General features: G+C 63.6%; 20 protein-coding genes. 9 read left to right on the top strand and 11 right to left on the bottom strand.

All coding sequences use genetic code 11. From position 1 onward, the window contains the following. Window positions 1-14: 14 nt before the first annotated feature. The 5 genes from sphantq_RS13165 to treA form a co-directional block, all read right to left on the bottom strand. A complete protein-coding gene (locus tag sphantq_RS13165; protein WP_066600246.1) occupies window positions 15-617 on the bottom strand; it encodes a peptidylprolyl isomerase in 603 nt (200 codons plus the stop codon). Window positions 618-661: 44 nt separating this feature from the next. After that, window positions 662-2,071 (bottom strand): chromosomal replication initiator protein DnaA, encoded by a 1,410-nt coding sequence (dnaA, locus tag sphantq_RS13160; protein WP_129926926.1) that lies wholly within the window; start codon window positions 2,069-2,071, stop codon window positions 662-664. Window positions 2,072-2,495: 424 nt separating this feature from the next. Then, complete coding sequence (rpsT, locus tag sphantq_RS13155; protein WP_066600238.1) at window positions 2,496-2,759, bottom strand: 30S ribosomal protein S20; 264 nt, start codon at window positions 2,757-2,759, stop codon at window positions 2,496-2,498. A 115-nt stretch (window positions 2,760-2,874) separates the two neighbouring features. Continuing rightward, window positions 2,875-3,687, bottom strand: a complete 813-nt coding sequence (mutM, locus tag sphantq_RS13150; RefSeq protein WP_272798706.1) for a bifunctional DNA-formamidopyrimidine glycosylase/DNA-(apurinic or apyrimidinic site) lyase — start codon at window positions 3,685-3,687, stop codon at window positions 2,875-2,877. Between the two features lie 17 nt (window positions 3,688-3,704). Continuing rightward, window positions 3,705-5,282, bottom strand: coding sequence for an alpha,alpha-trehalase TreA (treA, locus tag sphantq_RS13145; RefSeq protein WP_272798705.1), 1,578 nt, complete (start codon window positions 5,280-5,282; stop codon window positions 3,705-3,707). 116 nt (window positions 5,283-5,398) lie between these two features. On the opposite strand from treA, the gene sphantq_RS13140 reads away from it, so the two are divergent. Genes sphantq_RS13140 through sphantq_RS13110 form a run of 7 tightly spaced genes read left to right on the top strand, consistent with a single transcriptional unit; the run spans window position 5,399 to window position 10,906 of the window. Then, on the top strand, window positions 5,399-6,130 hold the full coding sequence (locus tag sphantq_RS13140) for a class I SAM-dependent methyltransferase (protein WP_066600232.1): 732 nt from the start codon (window positions 5,399-5,401) through the stop codon (window positions 6,128-6,130). 7 nt (window positions 6,131-6,137) lie between these two features. Then, on the top strand, window positions 6,138-7,679 hold the full coding sequence (ubiB, locus tag sphantq_RS13135) for a 2-polyprenylphenol 6-hydroxylase (protein ID WP_272798704.1): 1,542 nt from the start codon (window positions 6,138-6,140) through the stop codon (window positions 7,677-7,679). Next, a complete protein-coding gene (locus sphantq_RS13130; RefSeq protein ID WP_272798703.1) occupies window positions 7,676-8,950 on the top strand; it encodes a bifunctional phosphopantothenoylcysteine decarboxylase/phosphopantothenate synthase in 1,275 nt (424 codons plus the stop codon). Before ubiB ends, sphantq_RS13130 begins: the two co-directional genes overlap by 4 nt. Then, complete coding sequence (gene dut / locus sphantq_RS13125; RefSeq protein ID WP_272798702.1) at window positions 8,925-9,380, top strand: dUTP diphosphatase; 456 nt, start codon at window positions 8,925-8,927, stop codon at window positions 9,378-9,380. The genes sphantq_RS13130 and dut overlap by 26 nt, the downstream gene beginning before the upstream one ends. Window positions 9,381-9,384: 4 nt before the next feature. Next, window positions 9,385-9,789, top strand: a complete 405-nt coding sequence (locus sphantq_RS13120; RefSeq protein WP_066600220.1) for a hypothetical protein — start codon at window positions 9,385-9,387, stop codon at window positions 9,787-9,789. Further along, the gene (locus sphantq_RS13115) at window positions 9,786-10,553 is read left to right on the top strand and encodes a HesA/MoeB/ThiF family protein (protein ID WP_066600217.1); all 768 of its coding nucleotides are present in this window, start codon (window positions 9,786-9,788) and stop codon (window positions 10,551-10,553) included. Before sphantq_RS13120 ends, sphantq_RS13115 begins: the two co-directional genes overlap by 4 nt. Then, complete coding sequence (locus tag sphantq_RS13110) at window positions 10,541-10,906, top strand: DsrE family protein (protein ID WP_272798701.1); 366 nt, start codon at window positions 10,541-10,543, stop codon at window positions 10,904-10,906. The genes sphantq_RS13115 and sphantq_RS13110 overlap by 13 nt, the downstream gene beginning before the upstream one ends. Before the next feature lie 2 nt (window positions 10,907-10,908). Here sphantq_RS13110 and sphantq_RS13105 read toward each other — a convergent pair whose 3' ends face one another. Both sphantq_RS13105 and sphantq_RS13100 read right to left on the bottom strand, forming a co-directional pair. Further along, window positions 10,909-11,085: a hypothetical protein gene (locus sphantq_RS13105; RefSeq protein WP_165363629.1), complete on the bottom strand. Its 177-nt coding sequence runs from the start codon at window positions 11,083-11,085 to the stop codon at window positions 10,909-10,911. A 67-nt stretch (window positions 11,086-11,152) separates the two neighbouring features. Then, entirely contained in the window at window positions 11,153-11,584 is a 432-nt protein-coding gene (locus sphantq_RS13100) for an ExbD/TolR family protein (RefSeq protein WP_272798700.1), read from the bottom strand. A gap of 224 nt (window positions 11,585-11,808) precedes the next feature. On the opposite strand from sphantq_RS13100, the gene thrS reads away from it, so the two are divergent. Both thrS and infC read left to right on the top strand, forming a co-directional pair. Continuing rightward, window positions 11,809-13,788 carry a threonine--tRNA ligase gene (gene thrS, locus sphantq_RS13095; RefSeq protein WP_066604905.1) on the top strand — a complete coding sequence of 660 codons (1,980 nt, stop codon included), beginning with the start codon at window positions 11,809-11,811 and terminating at the stop codon, window positions 13,786-13,788. 130 nt (window positions 13,789-13,918) lie between these two features. Then, window positions 13,919-14,452: a translation initiation factor IF-3 gene (gene infC / locus sphantq_RS13090; RefSeq protein ID WP_066600201.1), complete on the top strand. Its 534-nt coding sequence runs from the start codon at window positions 13,919-13,921 to the stop codon at window positions 14,450-14,452. Window positions 14,453-14,476: 24 nt separating this feature from the next. On the opposite strand, the gene sphantq_RS13085 is transcribed toward infC, so the two are convergent. The 4 genes from sphantq_RS13085 to sphantq_RS13070 all read right to left on the bottom strand — a co-directional run bounded on the left by sphantq_RS13085 (window position 14,477) and on the right by sphantq_RS13070 (window position 18,039). Beyond that, window positions 14,477-15,577, bottom strand: a complete 1,101-nt coding sequence (locus tag sphantq_RS13085; RefSeq protein WP_272798699.1) for a hypothetical protein — start codon at window positions 15,575-15,577, stop codon at window positions 14,477-14,479. Window positions 15,578-15,686: 109 nt separating this feature from the next. Beyond that, window positions 15,687-16,358, bottom strand: a complete 672-nt coding sequence (gene msrA / locus sphantq_RS13080) for a peptide-methionine (S)-S-oxide reductase MsrA (RefSeq protein WP_129926917.1) — start codon at window positions 16,356-16,358, stop codon at window positions 15,687-15,689. Then, entirely contained in the window at window positions 16,345-16,494 is a 150-nt protein-coding gene (locus sphantq_RS13075) for a hypothetical protein (protein WP_165363628.1), read from the bottom strand. Before sphantq_RS13075 ends, msrA begins: the two co-directional genes overlap by 14 nt. 342 nt (window positions 16,495-16,836) lie before the next feature. Further along, window positions 16,837-18,039: a pyridoxal phosphate-dependent aminotransferase gene (locus sphantq_RS13070; RefSeq protein ID WP_066600191.1), complete on the bottom strand. Its 1,203-nt coding sequence runs from the start codon at window positions 18,037-18,039 to the stop codon at window positions 16,837-16,839. Window positions 18,040-18,161 lie beyond the last annotated feature (122 nt).

The following is an 18,161-nucleotide window of genomic DNA, read 5'->3' as shown; positions in this document are numbered from 1 at the left end:
GGCCGTTCCCAGCCTTACGGCGCCCGCCGCGCCGTAAGGATTTTCACCGGTGCGGCTAGCATCTGGCCCTTCATCACGCCCTCCCCGGCCGTGGCGGATTTGGGCGCGACCAGGATCGCCTTCACCACCTCCATCCCCTCGACCACATGGGCGAAGACGGCGAAGCCCTGATTGTCGCCTGGTGCATCGGGATGGGCGTCCATGGCGGGCATCTTGCCCAGCACGATGAAGAAGTCCCCGGTCGCGCTGCCCGGCGCATAGCGCGCCATCGACAGCGCGCCATCGTCATGGGTGAGGCCGGTCTGGGTCGTGGGTTCATGCTTGATCGGCGGCAATATCCGCTTCGGATCATTTTGCGCCCCACCCTGGACGAAGCCATAGTCGGCCGCGCCCACGCCGCGATAGAAAAACGCGCCGTCGAACCGCTGCTGGTCGACATATTTCAGGAAATTGGCGGCTGTGACCGGTGCCTTGTCGGGATGGACGGCGACGACGATCCGCCCGGCATCGGTGTCGAGCGCGACGCGAATGTCGGCCGATGCAGGTGGCGGAGTCTGCGCCATCGCAGGCGAGAAGCCCAGCAGGGCGGCGAGGAGAAGCAGAAGCGTGCGAATCATGCGCCCACCCTAACTCCTCCGCTGCTGGACGCCAGAGGGCTGCGTCAGCCTTCCAGCAGGCGCTGGAGCGCGCGGACGTCGGCGTCCATATCCGGGTTGCTTTCGCGCAGCGCTTCGATCGTGCGCACGGCGTGGATCACCGTGCTGTGATCGCGCCCGCCGAAGATGCGGCCAATTTCGGGCAGCGAGCGCGGCGTCATCTTCTTGGCCAGATACATCGCCACCTGGCGCGGCCGGGCGACGGCGCGAGCGCGGCGCTTGGACCGCATTTCCGACGGATCGATTTTGAAATGGGCGGCACATGCCTTCTGGATTTCGTCCACCGTGATCCGCCGGGCATTGGCGCGCACCGCGTCGGCCAACATGCCCTGCGCGAAATCGAGGTCAATCGAGCGGCCGGTCAGTTGGCCATAAGCGACCAGCTTGTTGAACGCCCCCTCCAGTTCGCGCACGTTCGACCGGATCGCGCGGGCGAGGAAATCGATCACCGCGTCGGGGACCGGCGGATCGCCCGCCACCGCACGCTTCGATTCGAGGATGGCGAGGCGCAGGTCGAGCCCGGCCGGCTGGATGTCGGCGACCAGACCACCGGCGAGGCGCGACAGGATGCGCGGATCGATCGATTCGAGCATCTGCGGCGGCCGGTCGGCGGTCACGACGATGCGCGCGCCGCTGTCGATCAGGTCGTTGATCGTGTGGAGAAACTCCTCCTGCGTCGATCCCTTGCCGGCGATGAACTGGATATCGTCGATCAGCAGCAGGTGGGCGGCGCGCAGCCGGCCTTTGAACGCCATCGTCTCATTGGCGCGCATCGCGTTCACGAACTCCATCATGAAGCGTTCCGCCGACATGTAGAGCACCGGCGCCGCGGGGGAATGGGCGGAAAAGGCGCGGGCGATGGCGTGGAGCAGGTGGGTCTTACCCTGGCCAGTGCCGCCATGGATGAACAACGGGCTGAAACGCGGCGTGGCTTCGGCGGCCATCGCCTGGGCCGCCGAATTGGCCAGACGGTTGGTGTCGCCCACCACGAAATCGGCAAAACCGTGGCGCGGCAGAAAATTGGAGGCGATGGCGACGGGCGCGGCGTCTTCGGTCGGCATGGCTTGTTCGACAGGCGCCGCTTCCAGCAGGCGCGGGCCGGTGGCGTCAGGGGCGCGGCGCAACCGCACCTCGCGCACGCCGGCCCCTGCGCCGCGCCAAGCCATACGCAGCCGGTCGCCAAACTGGCCGGACACGAAATTGGCGCTAAAGTCGCTGGCGACCAGCAGGTCGAGCGTCTGCGATTCGGCGCAATAGTCGCCAAGACGGACGGGTTTCAGCCACTGGTCGAACATCCGTGCGCCGACATCGCGGCGCATACCGGCGCGGATGCTGGTCCAGGCGGATTCCAGGCCCGCATCGGCCTGGCTAATCTGTCCGTCCTGCCAACCAACCACGCCCACAACATCCTTCATAGACTTCAACGACCCCACCAACTGTGCCCCCTGGTTCGGGCAGGAAAAAAGACGCAAGGATTCTCGATCGGAAAAGCCCCCGCCATCCCGAGTTCCTTACGACATGCAATCTCACATGACGGCCGCATCAAGGTGATTCGACAGCGGCCGGATTTCAAAAATAGACAGGGGCGCACCGCCGGATCAAGGGCGGCATGGTTCAAAAAAGTGAAATAAAGCCGTTGACTTGGCAAAGTCCCGGAAATCGCGCAGCAAAGAAATTATCGTTTAATTTTAGTGAGTTAAGTAGATCGTTTTATGCTGCATCGCGTCGAATCGCGGGAAATTGGCCAATCGTCAAAAATGACTCATATATGAATGAACGACGAAAGGCCCGCCCCATCGCTGGGGCGGGCCTTATAATCCATCGAAAACCCGAAGGGGTTTAGGCGAGCGCGCTGACCGCCTTGGTCAGACGGCCGAACTTGCGCGCGGCGGTGTTCTTGTGCAGCACGCCGCGAGCGACGCCACGGGCCAGCTCAGGCTGGACGGCCTGCAGGGCGGTCGCAGCAACATCCTTGTCACCAGTGGCGAGGGCGGCTTCCACCTTCTTCACCAGGGTGCGGATCCGGCTGATGCGGGCGCCATTGATTGCGGCGCGACGCTCGTTGCGACGGATGCGCTTCTTGGCTTGCGGCGTATTGGCCATTCTATTCCTCGGTTCTCATCAAATCTCGGGAAGAGGCCCGCCGAATGTCCGACATGCCTCGTGAAGGAGCGCCCCTTACAGAATATCGGGGTAGGCGTCAACGGATTCGGCCATGCTATTTCTGACATTTGGGGCAGAAGAAGGTCGATCGGCCGCCATCCACCCGGCGCTGTACCGTGCCGCCGCACAGGCAGGATTCGCCTTCCCGCCCATAGACGCGCCATTGTTTGGAGAAATAGCCCAATTCCCCGTCGGGCCGCGCATAATCGCGCAGGGTCGAGCCGCCCGCGACGATGGCGGCGGACAGCACGTCGCGAATCGCCTCCACCAGCAGGCCGAGGCGCACGCGCCCGATCTTGCCCGCCGCGCGAGTCGGGGCGATGCCCGCCATGTTCAGCGCTTCGCACACATAGATATTGCCCAGCCCGGCGACGATTCGTTGGTCGAGCAAGGCCGCCTTGATCGAGGTCGCCTTGCCCTTGAGCGCGGCGGCCAGGCGGGTGGTGTCGAAGTCCGGTCCCAGCGGTTCCGGCCCCATGCGGGTGAAGGGCGTGTAGGCCTGCCATGCGTCCGATCGCACCAGGTCCAGCGAACCGAATCGCCGCGGGTCGTTGAGCGACAGCACATGGCCATGCCCTGTCTCAATCAGCAGATGGTCGTGCGCGCCGATCTCCGTCGGATCGATTCGCCAGCGACCCGACATGCCGAGGTGGAAGATCATCATGTCGCCGCGATCGGTTTCGATCAGGCCATATTTGGCGCGGCGTGACAGCCCCGTCACTGTCGCCCCGGTCATCCGCTGACGCAGGTCGACCGGGATCGGCCAGCGCAGGTCGGCGCGGCGTGCCTCCACCCGCGTCAGCACAGCCCCCTGAAGGACGGCGCGCAGGCCAGCGACGGTTGTTTCGACTTCGGGAAGCTCAGGCATGGCGATGCATGTAGGCGTTAGCGGGCTGCGGCAACAGGGGTATCGGGATCGAGATCAGGCCAGCGTTCGATCAGCGCGCTCGTGACGCCGTTGGTCCAGCCGAACCCGTCCTGCAATGCATATTCCCCGCCGCCGCCGGGCTTGCGCGCCTCGACATCATATTTTTCCAGCATCTTGCCGGTTTCGCGCCAGGCCGCATCGACCGTGCCGATCCAGCGACGGGCGATATCCCTCGCCAACGCTTCATGACCCGTGCGAGCCAGTCCTTCCACCGCCACCCATTGGAGCGGCGCCCAGCCATTGGGGCTGTCCCATTGCTGGCCGCTGGCGATGCGGGTTGTGCGCAGCCCGCCCTGCCCCAGCAACTGGTCGCGCGTCAGGCGAGCGAGGGCGTCCGCCTGACGCCGATCGGCCAGGCCCACGAAGAGCGGGAAGAGCGTTGCGGCGGAGACGACGGCGGTCGGCTTGCGGCTCAGCATGTCCCAGTCGGCATAACGCCCATCACGCGCCTGCCATAGCCAGCGGGTGATCGCCTTGGCGCGCGCGGTGGCCAGCGATTCGAACTGCCGGGCGCAGGCGGCGTCCCCCGCCGCGGCGCAGCGGCGAGCGATGGCCCGCTCCAGCGACCAGAGCAGGCTGTTAAGGTCCACCGGCACGATGTCGGTCGTGCGGATCGTGGACAGCCGCCTGGGGTCGTCCAGCCAGCGCGAGGAAAAGTCCCAGCCGCTTTCCGCGCCCGCGCGCAGGTGGCGATAGATGGCGGCTGCCGGACGGTTGCTTTCCCCGGCGGTGGCGACATCTTCCGCCCAGCTCTCGTCGCGCGGCCCCGGTCTGTCGTCCCAATAGCGGTTGAGCAGCGCGCCATCGGGCATCCGCACGACGCGCCGGTGGGTCGCGCCCGTCGCCAGCCCCTCCGCGCCGCGCATCCAGAAATCATGCTCGGCGCGGAGGGCTTTGAGGTGCCGGGGATTGTCGGGATTGCTCGCCAGATCCACCATCAACGCCAGGAAGGGCGGCTGCGAGCGGCCCAGATAATAGGTCCGCGTGCCGTTGGGGATGAAGCCGTAGCGGTCGATCAGACTTTCGAAATCGACCAGCATCGAATCGATCAAAGGCTGTTGCCCGTCGGCCTTGAGTCCCAGCATCGTGAAATAGCTGTCCCAATAATAAATCTCGCGAAAGCGCCCGCCCGGCACAACATAGCGCGCGGGCAGGGCCAGTGCGGAGGAGCCGACCGGCGGGCTGAGCGCCGGGCGCGTCAATTGCGGCCAGAGCGCCTTGATATGGCCGCGCAGGCTCTGCGCCGCCATCGCCGCCGGTTCGCCCGGCATATCGAAATATTGAAGCACGAAGCTGCGAAGCGCCGGGCCTTGCGGCTTCTCCTGCGAATAGCGGTCGAGGATTGTAGCGGGATCGCCCCTGGGCACCGCATCCACGAAGGTCTTGCCGTCGGGGAAAACCTTCTCGCGCTGCACCGCTTCGAACAACGGGCCATAAATTTGCTGCGGGCTGGGCGGCGGGGGCGGCGACGCGACCCCCTGGGCGCTGCACAACAGCGCGGCGAAGGCGCAAAATACGGAACGGTGCGCGGTCATCACTCCCCCCCTTTCAACAGGCGATCATGCAACGGAATGGATGATTGCCGCGAAGCGTTCCAAAGGACATGCCTTGGCGCTGGAATGACGGCGCAAGAATGTCTAGAGCGAGGCCCATGAACGACACAGCATCCTTCGGTTATCGCGACGTCGATGCCGCTGACAAACAGGGCATGGTCCGCGACGTCTTTTCCAACGTCGCGGCGAAATATGACCTGATGAACGACGCCATGTCGGGCGGCGCGCATCGGCTGTGGAAGGACCAGTTCGTGCGCCGGGTCAAGCCGCGGCCCGGCGAGCAGATACTCGACATGGCGGGCGGCACCGGCGACATCGCGTTTCGGATGCATAAGCGTGGCGCGCAGGTCACGGTATCCGACATCAATCCTGAAATGCTGGCCGTGGGCGTCGAGCGGGCGCAGAAAAAAGGCTATGAAGGCCTCATTTGGTCCGAACAAAATGCCGAAGAGTTGACATTCGACGACCGGTCGTTCGACGCCTATACGATCGCCTTCGGCATCCGCAACGTCACCCATATCGACCGGGCGCTGGCCGAGACGCACCGTGTTCTCAAGTTCGGCGGACGCTTCTTCTGCCTGGAATTTTCGACCACTACCTGGCCGGGCTTTTCGGACGTTTATGACGTCTATTCGCACAAGCTGGTGCCGCACCTCGGCAAGCTGTTCGCCAACGACGCCGACAGCTATCGCTACCTGATCGAATCGATCCGCCGTTTCCCGCCCATGCCCCAGTTCGAAGGGATGATCCGCGAGGCCGGTTTCGTGAACACCAAGGTCGAGCCGATATTGGGCGGGCTGGTCGCGATCCATTCGGGCTGGAAGATTTGAAGCCCGCATGACGTCCCACATCACCCACATCTGGCGCCTCCTGAAATGGGGCCGCACCCTGGCGCGGCATGGCGCGCTGACCGGCATCGAGCGCGATCCGCTGACCCCCGGCCCCGTCCGGCGGCTGGTCCGCATCGCCCGGCTCGGCGCGCGCGTGCCCAGGCAGCCGCGCTATGCCGACGCCTTCCAGTCGATCGGCCCGGCCGCGATCAAGCTGGGCCAGACGCTCGCCACTCGGCCCGATCTGGTCGGCGATCATGCGGCGAACGATCTTCTGCGCTTGCAGGACGCCTTGCCCCCCGTGCCGTTCGACACGATCCGGGCACAGATCGAGCAGAGTTTCGGCCGTCCGCTGGACGCCGTCTACAAGAGCTTCGATGAGGTGCCGGTCGGTGCCGCGTCGATCGCGCAGGTGCATCGCGCGGTCACGACCGACGGCCGCGACGTCGCGGTCAAGGTGATCCGCCCCGGCGTGATCGACAAGTTCAATCGCGACATCGCGACCTATGAATGGGCCGCCGCCCATGTCGAGATGCTGGGCGGCGAGATCGCGCGCCTGCGCCCGCGCCTGGTCATCGCGAACTTCAAGCGCTGGACCGTGCGCGAACTGGATCTGCGCCGCGAAGCCGCCTCCGCCTCCGAACTCAGCGAAGCCATGGAGGCGATGCCCGGCTATCGCATCCCCGCGATCGACTGGGATCGCACGACCGGCAAGGTCATGACGATGGAGTGGATCGACGGCATCAAGATTTCCGACCGCGATGCGCTGATCGCGGCGGGGCATAACGTCAAGGATTTGGCCGCGCGGCTGGTCAACGCCTTCCTGCGGCAGGCGATTTCCGAAGGTTTCTTCCACGCCGACATGCATCAGGGAAACCTGTTCGTCCGGGCCAATGGCGACATCGTCGCGATCGATTTCGGCATCATGGGCCGGATCGACCGACGCGCGCGCATGTGGCTGGCGGAGATTCTCTACGGCCTGATCACCGGCAATTATAAGCGCGTCGCGGAAATCCATTTCGAGGCGCAATATGTGCCCGGCCATCATAATGTCGACGAATTCGCCACCGCCCTGCGCGCCGTGGGCGAACCGATGCGCGGCAAGGCGGCCAGCGAATTGTCGGTCGGCGGGATGCTCGACGGCCTGTTCGCCATCACCCGCGATTTCGACATGCAAACCCAGCCGCATCTGCTGCTGCTGCAAAAGACGATGGTGATGGTGGAGGGCGTGGCGCACAGCCTCGACCCCGACATCAACATGTGGGAAACCAGCGGCCCCTTCGTGAAGGGCTGGCTGCGCGACGAACTGGGGCCGGAGGCGAAGGCCGCCGACACGCTGATCGAAAATTGGCGCACGCTGCAACGGCTGCCGGGGCTGGTGAAGCGGATCGAGGACGCCTTCCCCGAAAAGGGCGGCGCCCCGCCCCCGCCCCCCTTGAGCGAGATCAAGCTGATCCGCGTGGGCGGCGGCTGGCGCTATGCGCTGGTGGCCGCGATCGCGGCGGCGGCTGGCGTGCTGGGCTCCGCCCTCCTACATCTGCATCTATGACGCAGCGTGTCCTCCTCATCATCTCGGGCGGTATCGCCGCCTATAAGGCGCTCGAACTGGTCCGCCTGCTGCGCAAGCGCGGGATCGCGGTGCGGGCGGTATTGACGCAGAGCGCGCAGCAATTCGTGACCCCGCTGTCCCTGGGCGTGCTGACCGAGGATCATGTGTTTACGCAATTATTCGACCTGAAGGATGAGCAGGAGATCGGCCATATCCAGTTGAGCCGCCAGGCCGACCTGGTCATAGTGGCGCCCGCGACCGCCAATATCCTGGCCAAGATGGCGAATGGCATCGCGGACGACCTCGCCACCACGCTGCTGCTCGCGACTGACAAGCCGGTGCTGGCGGTGCCCGCGATGAACGTGCGGATGTGGCATCACAAGGCGACCCAGCGCAATCTGGAGCGCCTCCATGCCGACGGCGTCCACATCATGACGCCGGACGATGGCGCGATGGCGTGCGGCGAATTTGGCAAGGGACGACTGCCCGAACCGGAGGCGATCGCGGCGGAGATCGAACGGCTGCTGGCCTTGCCCAAGGCCCCCGATCCGCTGGCGGACCAGCCCGATTTCGCGCGTGAGGCGCGGCTTTTCTCGACTTCGCTCGAAACGGACGGCGCGTTGGTGGGCAAGCATATCCTTATCACCGCCGGCCCCACGCATGAGCCGATCGATCCGGTGCGCTATATCGCCAACCGATCGTCGGGTAAGCAGGGCTTCGCCATCGCCGCCGCCGCGGCGCAGGCGGGTGCGCGGGTGACGCTGGTGGCAGGGCCGGTGCACCTGCCTACGCCGCCTGGCGTGACCCGTGTCGATGTCGAAACCGCGCGGCAGATGCTCGCCGCCGTCGAGGCCGCTTTGCCCGCCGACGCCGCGATCATGGTCGCGGCCGTCGCCGACTGGCGCACCGCCGACGCGCCCGACCAGAAGATCAAGAAGGACGGAACGGGCCAGCCCGCCCCGCTCGCTTTGGTCGAAAATCCCGACATTCTCGCAACGCTGGGCCACCACGCCAACCGCCCCACGCTGCTGGTCGGCTTCGCGGCCGAAACGCAGCATATCGCCGACCATGCCCAGGCCAAGCTGGCGAAGAAGGGCGCGGACTGGATCGTCGCCAACGACGTATCGGGCGACGTGATGGGCGGCGACGCCAACGCCGTGCAGATCGTCACCGCCGCCGGCATCGAATCCTGGTCGACCCTGCCCAAAAGCAAGGTCGCCGACAAACTCATCGAAAAGGTCGCCCATGCCCTCGCCGCTCTCGTCGATTGACATACAGCTCAAACGCCTGCCCCATGGGGCGGGACTGCCCGTCCCCGCCTATGCCACCGCCCACGCCGCCGGCATGGACGTGGTGTCCGCCGAAGACCTCATACTCGCGCCCGGCGGCCGCCATGCGGTGGCGACCGGTTTCGCCATGGCGATTCCTGAGGGTTATGAAGTGCAGGTCCGCCCCCGATCCGGCCTGGCGCTGAAACATGGCATCAGCCTGCTCAACACGCCCGGCACGATCGACGCGGACTATCGCGGCGAATTGAAGGTGATCCTCATCAATCTGGGCGACGCCCCCTTCCCCATCGCGCGTGGCGACCGGATCGCACAGTTGGTCGCGGCGCCGGTGCAGCTTGCCAGCTTTACAGAAGTCGATAATCTGGACGATACCGTTCGGGGACAGGGCGGGTTCGGTTCGACAGGAGTGTGACGCGATGACGATGCTGCTTTCGCTGATGCTGGCGGCCATCCCGATGCCGGGCGACGCCCCGCCGATGCCGCAGGATCTGGCCGCCGTGCCGGTCATCGACGGCTGGCTGGGGCGCAAGATATCGCCGCGCTGGTCGGAAACGGTCGCGAAACTCTATCGCCACGGCGACTGCAGCGGCGCGGTCAATCATGAAGGGTCGCGGTTGCTGGAGATCGACATGCTGTTCCTGTTGTCAGGCGACGGCAAGCCGATGAAGATCGCCCCGGTCAATGCGCGCTGCCCGGACGTGGAGACGTTCGTCAGCAAGCGTATCCTGGGCACACTCAGCGGCTCCTTCCCCAAAAGCGGCGCAGCGCAGCCCGTCTGGATGCGCTCGCAGGTCCGCTTCCTCTGGTCCGACGCGCCATGACCCTGACCGACGCGCAGCTGGACCGCTACGCCCGGCATATCGTGCTGAAGGAAATTGGCGGCGCGGGGCAGGCCCGGCTGCTATCGGCGGACGTGGCGGTGATCGGCGCGGGCGGCATCGGCAGCCCCGCGATCCTTTACCTTGCCGCCGCCGGAGTCGGCACGATCCGGGTAATCGACGATGACGCGGTCGCCCTGTCCAACCTGCAGCGGCAGATTTTGTTCGGCGCCGCCGATATCGGCGCGCCCAAGGCGGAGGCCGCGATGGCGGCCGTCGCGCGGCTCAACCCCGATGTGAAGCTGATCCCTATCAACGCCCGGATCGATGCGGACAATGCCGCGATCATGCTGCGCGACGCCGACGTAATTCTGGACGGCTGCGACAATTTCGACACCCGGCTGGCGGTGGCGGACAGCGCGCAGCGCCTGCGCATCCCGCTGGTATCCGCGGCGGTCGGCCCGTTCGAGGGGCAGATCGCCACCTATCGCGGCTGGGAAGCGGACAAGCCCTGCTATCGCTGCTTGGTCGGCGCGCCGCAGGATGCGCCGGAACGCAATTGCGCCGAAACCGGCGTCATCGGCGCACTGACCGGCGCGATGGGCAGCCTGGCCGCGCTGGAAGTCATTCGCGCGCTGGTGCCGTTCGGCACGGACATGGCCGGGCGATTGCTGATCGCCGATCTGCTCTCCATGCGTTTCCGCACGCTGGATGTGCCGAAAGACTCCGCCTGCCCGGCCTGCGCGGTGGCGCTATGCGCGCCCTGAACATCCTGGTCGCGACGGCCGATGCGGAGCGGCTGCGCGGCGCGCTGATGCTCGCGGCGGCGCAGGCCGCCTTGGGCGGCGCGGCGACCCTCTTCCTGCAAACGGATGCGGTAGCGCTTCTACGCGGGCCGATCGTCGCGCCCCGCGATGCGGCCCATCGCCTCGCCGGCCTGCCCGACCTTGCCCTATTGCTCGACGACGCACGAGCGCTGGGCGTGACGCTGATCGCCTGCCAGAGCGGCCTTGCCCTGTACGGCATGACGGCGACGGACCTTCCCGAAGGGGTCGAAACGGGCGGACCGGTCGGCTTCCTGCAAGCGACCGACGATCAGGCCCGGCTGCTCTTCGCCTGATGCTATCGCAGGATCGGCAGGTAGCGCCATCGCTCCTGCGACCGGTCATGCGCTGCGGGAACGATCGACAGGCCCGGCGTCGCCAGCGCATCCGCGTTCGGCAAGGTGGCGAGATGGGCAACGCCCCAGGCCGCTCCGAGACAGAAGCAGGCGATCAGACCATAGCGAACCGTCTTCATGCGCCCTGCCCTTCCGCCCGCCGATGCTATCGGCGATGCAGGCCGGGGGCAAGGCGCAGGCCGTTTTTCAGAAATCCCGATAGCGTTCGTTGCCGACGAAGCCGAGCTTGGTCACGCCCGACCGGCGGATGTCGGCCAGCACTTCATCCACCGTGACGTAGCGCGCCGCGGCATCCGGTTGGAATTGCAGTTCCGGCTCCACCGGCAACGCCAGCGACCGCGCCAGATAGCGGCGCAGCGTCAGCCGATCGATCGCCGCCCCGTTCCAGCGGATCACGCCGGCGGCGTCGATCGTCACCTTGTTCTTGACCGGGTCGGGCGTGCATTGGGCCGGCTGAACCGGCGCCTGCGGCAGGTCGATGCCCACGCTGTGGGTCTGCATCGGAATGGTGATGATGAACATGATGAGCAGGACCAGCATGACGTCGATCAGCGGCGTCGTGTTCATCTCGCCCATCGGTGCGTCTGCGCACTCCGGGCGTGCAAGGTGCAAGGCCATAAACCCTCCTGTTGAAATATGTTATAACAACACATGAGACATGCGCTTTGCGACGGGCGTTGGCAAGAGCGCTTTCGCGATGCCGCGTTCCGCGAGCCGCCGGCGGCGCCAGTCCGCCTCCGAACCCTTCTATTGACAGTGCGGGCCGCCCATTTAAGGGGAAGGCGCGGCAATTGGGGCCGCGCAACCCGCCCATTTCACAGAAAGCCATGTCCGTGTCCGCCATGCTCAAGATTACCCTGCCCGATGGTTCCGTGCGTGACGTCGCGCCCGGCACTACCCCGGCGGACATTGCAGCGGCGATTGGGCCGGGGCTGGCCAAGGCCGCCATCGCCGCCCGCGTGGATGGCGAGTTGCGCGATATCACGCGCCCGCTGGAGCAGGACGCCCACCTTGCACTGGTGACGGCGAAGGACGAGTCCGATGCGCTGGAACTGGCGCGGCACGACTTCGCCCATGTGCTGGCCGAAGCGGTGCAGGCGCTGTTCCCCGGCACGCAGATCACCTTCGGCCCGTCGACCGACGATGGTTTTTATTATGACTTCGCGCCCAAGGACCGCCCCTTTACCGAGGAAGACCTGCCGGCGATCGAAGCGGAGATGCGCAAAATCATCGCCGCCAACAAGCCGCTGGTGCGTGAGGTTGTCGCCCGCGACACACTGATCGCCCAGTGGGAAGCCGCCGGCGAGACGTTCAAGGCGCAATGGGCCGCCGAATTGCCCGAAGACGAGGAACTGACCGTCTATCGCTCAGGCGACTGGTACGACATGTGCCGCGGCCCGCATCTGGCTTCCACCGGGCGTCTGGACCCCGCCGCGTTCAAGCTGACGCGCGTGTCTGGCGCCTATTGGCGCGGCGACCAGAAGAATGCGATGCTGTCCCGCATCTACGGCACCGGCTGGCTCAACAAGAAGCAGTTGGCCGAGCACCTCACGCGCCTCGAAGAAGCGGGCAAGCGCGACCACCGCAAGCTGGGCGCGGAGATGGACCTGTTCCATCTGCAACAGGAAGCGCATGGCAGCGTCTTCTGGCACCCCAAGGGTTATCTGATCTGGCGTCAACTGGAAGCCTATATGCGCCGCGCGATCGATGAAACCGGATATCGCGAGGTGAAGACGCCCCAGGTGATGGACGCGCGCCAGTGGGAACAGTCGGGCCATTGGGGCAAATATCGCGAGAATATGTTCGTCATCCCCGACGAAGTGCCCAATGTCGAGGACGAAGGCCCGCTGGTGTCGGACGACGCCAACTGGATGGCGCTCAAGCCGATGAACTGCCCGGCGCACATCCTGATCTTCAAGCAGGGGATCAAAAGCTATCGCGACCTGCCGCTGCGTTTCTACGAAAATGGCTGCTGCCACCGCAACGAGCCGCATGGCGCGCTGCACGGCCTGATGCGCGTGCGCCAGTTCACGCAGGACGACGCGCATATCTTCTGCCGCGAGGACCAGATCGTGGAGGAGGTCCGCGCCTTTTGCGCGCTGGCCGACCGCATCTACAAGGATTTCGGTTTCACCTACTCGATCAAGCTGGCGCTGCGCCCCGAAAAGCGCTTCGGCAGCGAGGAGATGTGGGACAAGGCGGAAGAGGAACTGCGCAACGCAGTCGCCGCCGCTGGCCTGAACACGCCGGAGTTCGGCTGGGAGGAATTACCCGGCGAAGGGGCCTTCTACGCACCCAAGCTGGAATGGCATCTGACCGACGCGATCGGCCGCACCTGGCAGGTCGGCACGATCCAGTCGGACCGCGTGCTGCCCGACCGACTCGACGCCAGTTATGTCGGCGAGGATGGCGAGCGGCACCGCCCGGTCATGCTCCATCGCGCCATTTTCGGCAGCTATGAACGCTTCATCGGCATCCTGATCGAACATTATGCGGGCCGCTTCCCGCTCTGGCTGGCCCCGGTGCAGGCCGTGGTCGCGACCATCGTGTCGGACGCGGACGATTATGCGAAGGCGGCAGTCGAGAAGCTGCGCGCTGCGGGAATCCGGGCAGAAATCGATGTCCGTAACGAGAAGATCAACTACAAGGTGCGCGAACATAGCCTCGCCAAAGTGCCCAATTTGCTGGTCGTCGGACGGCGCGAAGCGGATGAAGGTACCGTCGCGCTGCGCGAACTGGGCAAGGAAGGACAAAGCGTCCTGTCGCTGGACGATGTCATTTCGCGTCTTGCAATCGAGGCCCGCGCACCCGATATGCAGTGAGGCGGCAATGCCACAAGGGTTCGTGATTCCGTTACGGCGGGGACACGGACCCCTTTCGGCTTTGCCAAAAAGCCGCTAAGAGCCACTCGTTTTTGAAACGACCATAGGAGATACTGCTATACGTCCCCCGATGATGCGCCGCCCGCTGGCGCCGCCGCCGAAGTCCGGCCCCCGGTATAACGAGTTCATCACCGTGCCCAAGGTGCGCGTGATCGACGACGAAGGCGAAAATCTGGGCGTGATGTTTACGCAGGAAGCCATCGAGCAGGCCGCCGATGTCGGCCTCGACCTGGTCGAAGTATCCCCCAATGCCGACCCGCCGGTCTGCAAATTTCTGGACATCGGCAAGTTCAAGTACGAAGCCCAGAAAAAGGCGAATATCGCCCGCAAGACCCAGAAGACGCAGGAACTCAAAGAGATCAAGATGCGTCCCAACATCGACGATCATGACTATGATACGAAGATGAAGAAGGTCCATGATTTCATCGGCGACGGCGACAAGGTGAAGATCACCCTGCGCTTCCGCGGCCGCGAACTCAGCCACCAGCAGCTCGGCATGGCCCTGCTCCAGCGCGTGGCCGAAAATGTGCAGGAAGTCGCGAAGGTCGAAGCCTATCCGCGCATGGAAGGCCGCCAGATGCTGATGGTTCTTTCGCCTAAATAAGCGATGCCGCGCCGTTTATAAACCTCAAAGGGGCGGAGTCTGGATGCAGGCTCCGCCCTTTTTGGTTGCAGTAGATTGATCGGCGATGGCAGTAGAAATGCCATTCTCACCATTCCGTGCTATCGGAGGACTAGCGGACAATCCCAAAGATTGAGCACAATATCCGCTAATTGGATTATCATCCTGATAGAAAAATCGCATATTACGAAGAGCTTGTCTTTTTATGCGATGCGTCCTGAAATAAAACATCATATGCCATTTCGGAGGCGACCACTCGAAACTCAAAACTTGTAAATTCAATCGATCGAGGCTGCGACGCCGCTCTTCAATATATTCGATATTCTTAGACAAAGGGTAACGATCGATCAGCAAAACCCGGCCGGTTTTGAGATTCAAGAAATCGATATTGAACGGGCAAATTCGCACATCCTGCTGAATAAAGAGCGATTGATCCTCCTTTTTTGCTTCATCTATCCGTTTTGCCACAGACGCCCGCAATCGACAGCGTGCCGCAGCATGGGATCTGAGAAAATATCTGCTCAATGGCGCGATCGGATTGCCATGTCGCTTCCCGTTTTTCCACAATCTGGAAAGGCTAATGGTGAATAAGACAAACAATAAAGATACCAAAGGTATAAGTCGGTATAGCGGAAAATCACATGCTATCCTGAAACACAAATTTTCCCATTTAGAAAATATCGTCACCCCCCAAAATACCGCGAGCGGCATTACATAGAAAAGTAACACTGACTGATCTGTCAGATTCTTTATCGTCTCAATAAGATGCCTTTTTGTTTTCCTATTAAAACGGAGTGATATGGCTGGACCAATATATATATTTGTTTCTCTCCTCAGATAGCGTTCAATGTCGCGCGACACATGAATATGAACATTTTGTAGAGATTTGTTCATCGCATCAAGCAACCAGAACACGAAGCATATGGCAGTGTAACCGAACAAAGCCATCGACGGCCTAAAATTCCCCGTTTGCGCCAACCCTAATATCGCAACGATTGATGCCGCAGTAAGCGCGATGTTCCACTGCCTAATACGATATAGATGCTCGTCATATTTTTCGATGCCTGCGCGAGCGGCCTCATACTCGCGCCAGGCATCTTCGCGCATGTCAGATATCGATGGCTTCTTCTGCGAATTATCTTGAATGTCGCACATCTCCATCCCCCACTAGAGCGGGAGAATGGTCACGTCATGGCAACCTGCTGTCAATAACCGTTCAAGCCGATGGCGTATTCCGGTACAGCGTCGGGAACATCGCCTTGAACGCGGCCAGCTTGGGCGCGTCCCAGCGCAGGATATAGGGGTGGCGCGGATTTTTGCGCATGAAATCCTGATGGTCTTGCCCGGCGTTCTGGAAGCCGGTGAAGCGCTCGACCTTCGTCGCTATGGGATCGCGCCACAGGCCGGCCTTGCCGATCTGCGCCAGATAGGCGGTCGCCGCCTTGCCCTGCTCGCCGTTCAGCGGGAACAGTGCGCTGCGATATTGGGTGCCATGGTCCGGCCCCTGATAGTTGAGCGTGGTGGGATCGGCGATCACCGAGAAGAAGATGCGCAGCAAGGTGCCGTAGCTGACCTGGGCGGGATCGTAGGTGACGCGCACCGCCTCGGCAAAGCCGGTGTCGCCGCCGCTCACCATGTCATAATCGACGCGGCGACCGCGCGGCCCGCCGGCAAAGCCGGAGACGACGAGTTGGACACCTTTGACGTGGGAGAAAACGCCCTCCACACCCCAATAACAGCCGCCCGCAAACACCGCTGTCTCCAGCTTGCGCGTGGGCGAGGCGTCGACGGTCGGAACGGGGGCGAGGACGGTGCGCTCGGCGCGCAGGGGGGTGGCGACGGCAAGCGCCGCCAGAAACATCAGGGCGAGGCGGTCAGAGCGTCGCATTGGTCGAGGTCGCCGCGATCGCGGGCGATCCGAATACCGGAGCCTCCTCCGGCTGGAGCATGAACATGCCCACCGCGCCAATCGCGAACCCGCCCAGGAAGCGCAGGAACAGATCGGATTTCAGGAATGCCACCATGGCCAACGCCTTTCTAACATATGGTTCAGGCCGTCTCGACCTGTCGACTACCTCCATGCGCCTTGCCCCTGACTGAACGGTCGGCCGCGCGGGAGCGGGTTTCGACCAGTGCCAGGGATAGAACGACGAAAGGCGGCAGCCCTTAAATCAGTTTCTCTATGCAACGGGCATATAAGCCATGCCGCGTCAATCGCAAGACGGCACGGCGGGAAAAGGACCGTTTCCATTTTGTGACAAAAAGCGCGCGGGGAGGAAAGCCCGCGCCGTACTCCCGCGAAATCGGGAGCCCAGTTCAGACGGCTGGTCTGGGCTCCCGCCTTCGCGGGAGCACCAAACTCATCCTTATTTCAACGCGGCGCAGGCTTCCTGAATCCGCGTGCAGGCTTTTTTCAGCACGTCGTCCGACGTCGCATAGCTGATGCGGAAGGCGGGCGAGAGGCCGAAGGCGGCGCCATGGACGGCGGCGACCTTCGCTTCGTCCAGGAAATAGGCGATCAGCGTTTCGTCGCTGTCGATGGTCACGCCCTTGGGCGTCACCTTGCCGATCACGCCGCTGGCATCGGGATAGACGTAGAAGGCGCCTTCGGGCGTCGGGCAATCCAGCCCCGGCGCGTCGTTCAGCATCGCGACGACCATGTCCCGGCGCTTGCGGAACACACCGTTGCGCTCCTCCAGAAAATCCTGCGGGCCGGTGAGCGCGGCAACGGCGGCCGCCTGGCTGATCGAGCAGGGATTGCTGGTCGATTGCGACTGCAACTTGCCCATCGCCTTGATGATCCATTCGGGACCGCCGGCAAAACCGATGCGCCATCCGGTCATGGAAAAGGCCTTGGAGCAGCCATTGACCGTCAGCGTGCGGTCGTACAGCTCCGGGCACACCTGCGCGATGGTGGCGAAGGGGGTCGATGCGTACCAGACATGCTCGTACATATCGTCGGTCATCACCAGCACATGGGGATGGCGCAGCAGCACGTCGGCCAAGGCCTTCAGTTCATCGGCCGAATAGGCCGCGCCTGACGGGTTGGACGGCGAGTTCAGCATCACCCATTTGGTGCGCGGCGTGATCGCGGCGTCCAACTGGTCGGCGGTGATCTTGTAACCCTGCGACGCCGGGCCTTCGATGAAGACCGGGGTGCCGCCCGCGAAATTCACGATATCGGGATAGCTGACCCAGTAAGGCGCCGGGATGATGACTTCATCTCCCACATCGACCGTGGCGACCAGCGCGTTGAACAGCGTGTGCTTGCCGCCCGAATTGACGCTGATCTGGCTGCGCTTGTAATCCAGGCCGTTGTCGCGCTTGAACTTGAACATCACCGCTTCCTTGACGTCGGCGGTGCCGTCCACGTCGGTATAGCGGGTCAGGTTGTTGCGGATCGCCGCAATGCCCGCTTCCTTGACGAAATCGGGCGTGTCGAAATCCGGCTCGCCGGCCGACAGGCCAATCACGTCCACGCCTTGCGCTTTGAGCGCGTTCACACGAGCGCTCATGGCGAGCGTGGCGGACGGCTGGATACGGCCCAAGGCGGCGGAAGTCTGGCTCATGGCAACAATCTTTCTGAAAAATCCCCAAGGTCCGCAATAAAGCGGACGCGGCGTCCCTTAATGCGCAACTGGGACAGGGGCAACCGCCAGATGCCGCTTATTGAATTTACGGCAGAATAGAC

It is taken from the genome of Sphingobium sp. AntQ-1 (genome assembly GCF_028538045.1).
Lineage (GTDB): Bacteria > Pseudomonadota > Alphaproteobacteria > Sphingomonadales > Sphingomonadaceae > Sphingobium > Sphingobium cupriresistens.
Note: the sequence above shows the minus strand (reverse complement) of the source record. Positions and strands in the feature narration are given on the sequence as shown.

Excerpts from the sequence above, each read along its gene's own strand:
- sphantq_RS13165 (WP_066600246.1), bottom strand. The coding sequence starts at position 617 with ATGATTCGCACGCTTCTGCTTCTCCTCGCCGCCCTGCTGGGCTTCTCG.
- dnaA (WP_129926926.1), bottom strand. The coding sequence starts at position 2,071 with ATGAAGGATGTTGTGGGCGTGGTTGGTTGGCAGGACGGACAGATTAGC.
- rpsT (WP_066600238.1), bottom strand. The coding sequence starts at position 2,759 with ATGGCCAATACGCCGCAAGCCAAGAAGCGCATCCGTCGCAACGAGCGT.
- mutM (WP_272798706.1), bottom strand. The coding sequence starts at position 3,687 with ATGCCTGAGCTTCCCGAAGTCGAAACAACCGTCGCTGGCCTGCGCGCC.
- treA (WP_272798705.1), bottom strand. The coding sequence starts at position 5,282 with ATGACCGCGCACCGTTCCGTATTTTGCGCCTTCGCCGCGCTGTTGTGC.
- sphantq_RS13140 (WP_066600232.1), top strand. The coding sequence starts at position 5,399 with ATGAACGACACAGCATCCTTCGGTTATCGCGACGTCGATGCCGCTGAC.
- ubiB (WP_272798704.1), top strand. The coding sequence starts at position 6,138 with ATGACGTCCCACATCACCCACATCTGGCGCCTCCTGAAATGGGGCCGC.
- sphantq_RS13130 (WP_272798703.1), top strand. The coding sequence starts at position 7,676 with ATGACGCAGCGTGTCCTCCTCATCATCTCGGGCGGTATCGCCGCCTAT.
- dut (WP_272798702.1), top strand. The coding sequence starts at position 8,925 with ATGCCCTCGCCGCTCTCGTCGATTGACATACAGCTCAAACGCCTGCCC.
- sphantq_RS13120 (WP_066600220.1), top strand. The coding sequence starts at position 9,385 with ATGACGATGCTGCTTTCGCTGATGCTGGCGGCCATCCCGATGCCGGGC.
- sphantq_RS13115 (WP_066600217.1), top strand. The coding sequence starts at position 9,786 with ATGACCCTGACCGACGCGCAGCTGGACCGCTACGCCCGGCATATCGTG.
- sphantq_RS13110 (WP_272798701.1), top strand. The coding sequence starts at position 10,541 with ATGCGCGCCCTGAACATCCTGGTCGCGACGGCCGATGCGGAGCGGCTG.
- sphantq_RS13105 (WP_165363629.1), bottom strand. The coding sequence starts at position 11,085 with ATGAAGACGGTTCGCTATGGTCTGATCGCCTGCTTCTGTCTCGGAGCG.
- sphantq_RS13100 (WP_272798700.1), bottom strand. The coding sequence starts at position 11,584 with ATGGCCTTGCACCTTGCACGCCCGGAGTGCGCAGACGCACCGATGGGC.
- thrS (WP_066604905.1), top strand. The coding sequence starts at position 11,809 with ATGCTCAAGATTACCCTGCCCGATGGTTCCGTGCGTGACGTCGCGCCC.
- infC (WP_066600201.1), top strand. The coding sequence starts at position 13,919 with ATGATGCGCCGCCCGCTGGCGCCGCCGCCGAAGTCCGGCCCCCGGTAT.
- sphantq_RS13085 (WP_272798699.1), bottom strand. The coding sequence starts at position 15,577 with ATGCGCGAAGATGCCTGGCGCGAGTATGAGGCCGCTCGCGCAGGCATC.
- msrA (WP_129926917.1), bottom strand. The coding sequence starts at position 16,358 with ATGCGACGCTCTGACCGCCTCGCCCTGATGTTTCTGGCGGCGCTTGCC.
- sphantq_RS13075 (WP_165363628.1), bottom strand. The coding sequence starts at position 16,494 with ATGGTGGCATTCCTGAAATCCGATCTGTTCCTGCGCTTCCTGGGCGGG.
- sphantq_RS13070 (WP_066600191.1), bottom strand. The coding sequence starts at position 18,039 with ATGAGCCAGACTTCCGCCGCCTTGGGCCGTATCCAGCCGTCCGCCACG.